The 6763-nt window shown below is 63.1% G+C and carries 4 protein-coding genes; 2 read left to right on the forward strand and 2 right to left on the reverse strand.

The features are described 5' to 3' along the window. Positions 1–37 precede the first annotated feature (37 nt). A complete protein-coding gene (locus ACQKEK_RS08275; protein WP_499141974.1) occupies positions 38–1234 on the forward strand; it encodes a class I SAM-dependent rRNA methyltransferase in 1197 nt (398 codons plus the stop codon). A gap of 58 nt (positions 1235–1292) precedes the next feature. On the opposite strand, the gene ACQKEK_RS08280 is transcribed toward ACQKEK_RS08275, so the two are convergent. Continuing rightward, entirely contained in the window at positions 1293–2141 is an 849-nt protein-coding gene (locus tag ACQKEK_RS08280) for a poly(ethylene terephthalate) hydrolase family protein (RefSeq protein ID WP_064480852.1), read from the reverse strand. A 474-nt stretch (positions 2142–2615) separates the two neighbouring features. Here ACQKEK_RS08280 and ilvD point away from each other — a divergent pair, with 474 nt between their 5' ends. Continuing rightward, the gene (ilvD, locus tag ACQKEK_RS08285; protein WP_127840367.1) at positions 2616–4454 is read left to right on the forward strand and encodes a dihydroxy-acid dehydratase; all 1839 of its coding nucleotides are present in this window, start codon (positions 2616–2618) and stop codon (positions 4452–4454) included. 40 nt (positions 4455–4494) lie between these two features. On the opposite strand, the gene ACQKEK_RS08290 is transcribed toward ilvD, so the two are convergent. After that, complete coding sequence (locus ACQKEK_RS08290; RefSeq protein ID WP_499141975.1) at positions 4495–6228, reverse strand: DUF4153 domain-containing protein; 1734 nt, start codon at positions 6226–6228, stop codon at positions 4495–4497. Between the last annotated feature and the right edge of the window lie 535 nt (positions 6229–6763).

Here is a 6763-nt window from a genome sequence, read left to right on the forward strand (position 1 = left end):
TGGCCTATAATCGCGCCCTTTTCCCGGAGCCCTCCCGATGAGCCTGCCCAGCCTGCGCCTCAAAGCCAACGCCGACCGCCGCCTGCGCGCCGGTCATCTGTGGGTCTATAGCAATGAGGTGGACACCGCAGCCACGCCACTGAGCGGTTTTGCCGCTGGTGATCAGGCGATCCTCGAAGCGGCCGGCGGCAAGCCCCTGGGCATTGTCGGCGTCTCGCCGAACAACCTGATCTGCGCGCGCCTTCTGTCGCGCGACCTCAAGCACAGCCTGGATAAATCACTGCTGGTGCATCGCATTCAGGTCGCTCTGTCGCTGCGCGATCGTCTGTTCGATCAACCTTGCTACCGCCTGATCTACGGTGACTCGGACCTGCTGCCGGGCCTGGTGGTGGACCGTTTCCATGACCATCTGGTGGTGCAACTGGCCTCCGCCACCATGGAGCGCAACAAGGATGCCGTGCTCGAAGCCCTGGTCCAGGTGCTCAAGCCGCGCGGTGTGCTATGGAAGAACGACTCCAGTGCCCGCGATGCCGAGGGCCTGGAGCGGTACGTCGACACGGCCTTTGGCGTAGTCCCGGAATGGGTTGCGCTGGAAGAGAACGGCGTGAAATTCGAAGCCCCCGTGTTGCAGGGCCAGAAGACCGGCTGGTTCTATGACCACCGCATGAACCGCGCGCGCTTGGCGCCCTACGTCAAAGGCAAGCGCGTGCTCGACCTGTTCAGCTACATCGGCGGCTGGGGCGTCCAGGCCGCTGCCTTTGGCGCCAGTGAAGTGTTCTGCGTCGATGCCTCGGCGTTCGCGCTGGATGGCGTCGAGCGCAACGCCGCGCTCAATGGCGTTGCCGAGAAAATGACCTGCGTAGAAGGCGATGCCTTCGAAGCGATGAGAGAGCTGAAGAACGCCGAAGAGCGCTTCGACGTGGTCATCACCGACCCGCCCGCCTTCATCAAGCGCAAAAAAGACATCAAGAATGGTGAAGCCGCCTACCGCCGCCTCAACGAAACCGCGATGCGTCTACTGAACAAGGACGGCATCCTGGTCAGCGCCAGCTGCTCGATGCACCTTGAGGAAGACAACCTGCAGAACATCCTGCTCGGCAGCGCACGGCATCTTGACCGCAATATCCAGCTGCTCGAGCGCGGCGGCCAGGGCCCGGACCATCCGGTACATCCGGCGATTCCCGAGACGCGCTACATCAAGAGCATCACCAGTCGCATCCTGCCTAACAGCTGATCAGCGTCGACTAACCGAAGCCCTCGCACCAATCACGCGTGCGGGGCTTCGTCGGGCTTTACTCGATGCCCTTGCGCTGCTCCGTCCAAAGGACACTGGTGCACAACCCGCAGAAGCGACCATAGAAGGTGCTGCGCGCCGTTTCATCCTCCATCAGGTGATAGCGGAACCACGCCGTTGAGGGTCCACGGTAGGCTCCACCGTCGCCGACCGGCTCGAAGTGACTGACATACCGCCGCTCACCCCAGAACACCGGCACATTGGCCCGTGTGTAGACCGGCTGCGCATTGAGGTACGGAAACGCGATGGTGTCGCCCCCGCCTGACATCAGGAACATCGGTCCCTTCTGATTTCGCTGGGAAGACGGGTCATGACCCAGCCCGATGGTGTAGGGCTGGATGGGCGCGGTCACGCTTACCCGATCATCCTGCCCAGCCATGATCGATCCACCGCCGCCCTGGGAATGACCTGACGTGCCGACCCGACCGGTGTTGAGCACGCCAACGTAAGTGCCATAGGTGCGATTGCTTTCTTGTACCAGATAGTCGAGGCAGGCCAGCATGTCCCGTCCAGTCCCGGCGTTGGACGTCTCCGCCGCTGCGACAACGAATCCATGGCTGGCCCAGTGCGATAACAGTCCCGAATACGCGGTCGGCCCTGTCCCGGTACCGTTACCCCAGAGAATCACCGGATGCCGGACGCCGTTCTGCCCCAAGCTACTGGGACGGTAGACGCGGCAGTTCGGGCCTTCGCTGCGACTGGTTGTGGCATAGGGGCCGGAGCGCTCGAAGTTCGATACCGCAGGAAAGGGCGCGCCGGGCGTATCCGGCAGCGGCGCAGCCAAGGCAGACCCGCAGATCGCCAGGCCCAGCGCAGCGGCAATGCCGCTAAGTTTGATGTCCAGCATGTGCATTCCTCTTGTTGTTCTGATTATGTGTATGGACGTTCGCGCCAGCCCGCCATGCGAGTCGAACGCACTGCACCTCCTATGTCGCCCGCCCGTCAGTGACGCGGGTGGCAGTCGGCCCGAATCAACCCTAGCCAGCTGAAACCACAGCGCCACCGGAAGCGCCCTTGCAGCGGACGAACGGCCGCGCTTCGCCCCGGCTGAATAATTCATCATTAGCTTCGGTGTTGATGCGCCTGACTCAACGTAGGATGAGCGCCGGTAATCGTGCCGTTTGGCTCGCCAGAGGGAACGGGCGTAGAATCGGCGCATTCCTCGCCATCATCCCCAGGCGGGCCATGAGCCCAGGCCGCCCGAGCGATACCCCGCCTCGATCCGGCCCCTCCGCACGCACGGTCACCTGCCGTTGCACGCGGCACAGGTGACGCTCACCATAAGCACTATTCGAACCGCTGATTAGCCGCAGGAACCGTCATGCCCGATTACCGCTCGAAAACTTCCACGCACGGCCGCAACATGGCCGGTGCCCGCGCGCTGTGGCGTGCCACCGGCATGAAGGACGAAGACTTCAAGAAGCCGATCATCGCCATTTCCAACTCTTTCACCCAGTTCGTGCCCGGCCACGTGCACCTGAAGGACTTGGGCCAACTGGTCGCCCGCGAGATCGAAAAGGCCGGTGGCGTCGCCAAGGAATTCAACACCATCGCAGTCGATGACGGCATCGCCATGGGCCACGATGGCATGCTCTATTCGCTGCCTTCGCGCGAGATCATCGCCGACTCGGTCGAATATATGGTCAACGCGCATTGCGCCGATGCCATCGTCTGCATTTCCAACTGCGACAAGATCACCCCCGGCATGCTGATGGCCGCCCTGCGCTTGAACATCCCGGTGGTGTTCGTTTCCGGCGGCCCGATGGAAGCCGGCAAGACCAAGCTGGCCAGTCACGGCCTGGACCTGGTCGACGCCATGGTCATCGCTGCCGATGAAAGCGCCTCGGACGAGAAGGTCGCCGAATACGAGCGCAGCGCCTGCCCGACTTGTGGCAGCTGCTCCGGCATGTTCACTGCCAACTCGATGAACTGCTTGGCCGAAGCCTTAGGGCTAGCCCTGCCCGGCAACGGCTCGACCCTGGCGACCCACAGCGACCGTGAGCAGCTGTTCCTGCGCGCCGGTCGCACCGTCGTCGAGCTGTGCCAGCGTTATTACGGTGAGGGCGACGAATCGGTGCTGCCGCGCAATATCGCCAGTCGCAAGGCGTTCGAGAACGCCATGACGCTCGATATCGCCATGGGTGGTTCCACCAACACCATCCTGCACCTGCTGGCTGCGGCTCAAGAAGCCGAGGTCGACTTCGACCTGCGCGCCATCGACGCCTTGTCACGCAAAGTGCCGCAGCTGTGCAAGGTTGCGCCGAACATCCAGAAGTACCACATGGAAGACGTGCACCGCGCTGGCGGCATTTTCTCCATTCTCGGCGAGCTGGCCCGTGGCGGCCTGCTGCACACCGATGTGCCCACCGTGCACAGCCGAACGCTTGCCGAAGGCATCGCTAAATGGGACATCACCCAGACCCAGGACGAAGCGGTACACACCTTCTTCAAGGCAGGCCCGGGCGGTATCCCGACGCAGACGGCGTTCAGCCAGTCGACCCGTTGGGACACCCTGGATCTGGATCGCGCCGAAGGCTGCATCCGCAGCGTCGAGCACGCCTATTCGCAGGAAGGTGGCCTCGCCGTGCTCTACGGCAACATCGCCCTGGATGGCTGCGTGGTGAAGACCGCGGGTGTGGATGAATCCATCCATGTCTTTGAAGGCACCGCCAAGATCTTCGAAAGCCAGGACAGCGCCGTGAAGGGCATCCTGAATGACGAAGTGAAGGCCGGCGACATCGTCATTATTCGCTACGAAGGCCCGAAAGGCGGCCCGGGCATGCAGGAAATGCTCTACCCGACCTCGTACCTGAAATCCAAGGGACTGGGCAAGGACTGCGCCCTGCTCACCGACGGCCGCTTCTCCGGTGGCACCTCGGGCCTGTCCATCGGCCACGCTTCGCCAGAAGCCGCTGCGGGCGGCGCCATCGGCCTGGTACGTGACGGTGACAAGGTGCTGATCGACATCCCCAACCGCAGCATCCAGCTACAGGTCAGCGATGAAGAACTGTCCCACCGCCGCATCGAGCAGGACAAGAAAGGCTGGAAGCCTGCCGCCCCGCGCCCGCGCAAGGTGACAACAGCGCTCAAGGCCTACGCCCTGCTCGCCACCAGCGCCGACAAGGGCGCGGTGCGCAACAAGGCCATGCTGGACGGCTGATCAGCGTCGAAGAAAGAGCCCGGCTTCCCGCCGGGCTTTTTCATGGTTCGCCGATGGCCGGTTCCAGGCGAGCACCATCGATCTCGATTGCACTGAATCGGGGCGCGACCAATTCAAATTCACCACGCTCCAGAAGCCCATCAAGCGCCTCGCCGTCCGGCAGCGCGCCTGCGGTGACGCGCAGCTGGCCGAGCCAATGCCACCCTCCTGCCGCGCCACGCCCCAGAACTGGAACAACCCTGGGTTCACCGCGAAGCAGCAGCACTTCGGATTGGCCGTCCCGGTCCAGATCCACCGCAAACAACCGGCACTCTGCTAAGCATCCCTGATTGCTGACGGCACGTGCCAATGAGCCATCTTCATCCGTTACAGGTTCGCCAATCCAGGGCACTGGCGGCGCGGTCGCGACCTCTTGCTCGCGCTTCCACGCCCAGTAGTGGTCCGCCTTATCGAGCCGCTGCAGATCGGCTTGCAGGCCCGTGCGCCGAGCCTCGTCTTTCCAAGGCTCGTCTAGTTGCTGACGCAGCGCTTGCAGATATCGCCGTCCCGGCTCGCCCAGCTGAAAGCGAAGCGCGCCCATGTCGGTTCGCTCGACTGGCAACTCGTCACTCAGCAGACGCTGATACTGACTGGCCGCGCTCAGTTGCAGCGGGCTCAGCGCCGGCACATGCATGAGCACCAACAGGCAGGCGGCGAACAGTGCCAGAGGCGGGTTGCTCTGTCGGAGCCCGCTCAGCCACGCGGCATCACGCCGGATCACTGCTCTCACCAGTGCCAGGCCGTGCACCATTGCTACGAGCGCCAGGAGCGCAGCCAACACGCGATCCGGCGTCAGCCCGTACTGGTCGATCCGCAGCCACAACGCATGCATCGCGAGGCCAGCCAGTAACGGCAGGCACAGCGAACTGGCATCCGCCAGCAACCGTAAGGGTCGCGGGTAGTGGGACCTCTGCAGCCCGTCCTGCACCACCCCGTTGAGCAGTGCGATATGCGCGAACACCAATGCCAGCAAGATCGGCGTCGCGTGGCGTGTCGCCCAGAGCGGAGCAAGACCGGTGAACGGCAGGAAAACCACGAACAGCAGCAGGATCACCACCGTCAGCGGCAGCAGAAAACGACACATGGCCTGCAGCACATTGCGCAGCGCATCGATGACCTGGCCGCGCTCCAGCCCGATGCGCAGCCCGGCGGCGACAACAGTCGCGCTGGCGACCCAGACGAAGCCGGACGAATTGAAGAGCCGCTTGAACTGATCGACCCCAAGCATGCTAAACAGGCCCGCCCAGAGCCAGATCAACAGCCAGAACACCCCGAGCATCACGAGCGCCATGAACAGCAGCAAACCGTTGTTCCAGGCGTGACGGTAGAGCGCGCTGTAGTCGAAGCGCCAGCGATGCGCAGGGTCACGAGCCTGGATGAAGGGTGTGAGGATGTAAGCCAGTGCCAGATGACTCCACAGCAGAAGCGTGCCGGTCGTTTCATCGAAGTAATACCAGCGCGGCTGGTCGAACTGAACCCCAAGCCACGCCGCCAGCGTCGCGGGCAAAAGAATCGCCGGGAGCAGCAGCTTCCAGCGATCTGCCTCGCGCAATTGTCCCCAGAGCATCTGCAGCTGCCAGCCCCCCACCACGATCAACACAATCAGGGCCGAACAGATGGACCGCCAGACAGACCCGTGCGGCCAGCTTTCGCTGGCCATCCATAGCGTCAGGCCCTGCAACAGACCCACCGCCAGATAAACCATCAGGGGTCGCTGCTCAATTACTGGTTGCATGGTTGTTCCTTCAGATAATCGTGGCAGCGCGGTCAGGCGCAGGTGATGCGGTTGCAGCGTTAGAATCTCAACATACCGCGCTGCGCCCGTAAGGCTGGCAGGTAATTCAGCCGTCAGCCACTGGCCGTCCCGCTTTTCGTAGGAGCATGCGAACTCGCGATCAAGCTCAGAGATTTATGCTGCGGTAGAGCCCGGGTCGCCAGCAAGCTGGCTCCTACAAAGGCTGGCGATCTGAGCACAGCCGTCAGCGACCGGCTGTCCCGCTTTTCGTAAAAGCGAGCTCGCTCGCGATCAAGCGCTGAGATTCATGCTGCGGTAGAGCCCGGATCGCCAGCAAGCTGGCTCCTACAGAGGCTGGCGAGGTGTACAGCCGTCAGCGCCCGCCGTCCCGCTTTTCGTAGGAGCGAGCTCGCTCGCGATCAAGCGCTGAGATTCATGCTGCGGTAGAGCCCGGACCGCCAGTAAGCTGGCTCCTACAGAGGCTGGCGAGGTGTACAGCCGTCAGCGCCCGCCGTCCCGCTTTTCGTAGGAGCGA

Origin of the sequence: Pseudomonas sp. NPDC077408, assembly GCF_050269105.1 — a bacterium.
Lineage (GTDB): Bacteria > Pseudomonadota > Gammaproteobacteria > Pseudomonadales > Pseudomonadaceae > Stutzerimonas.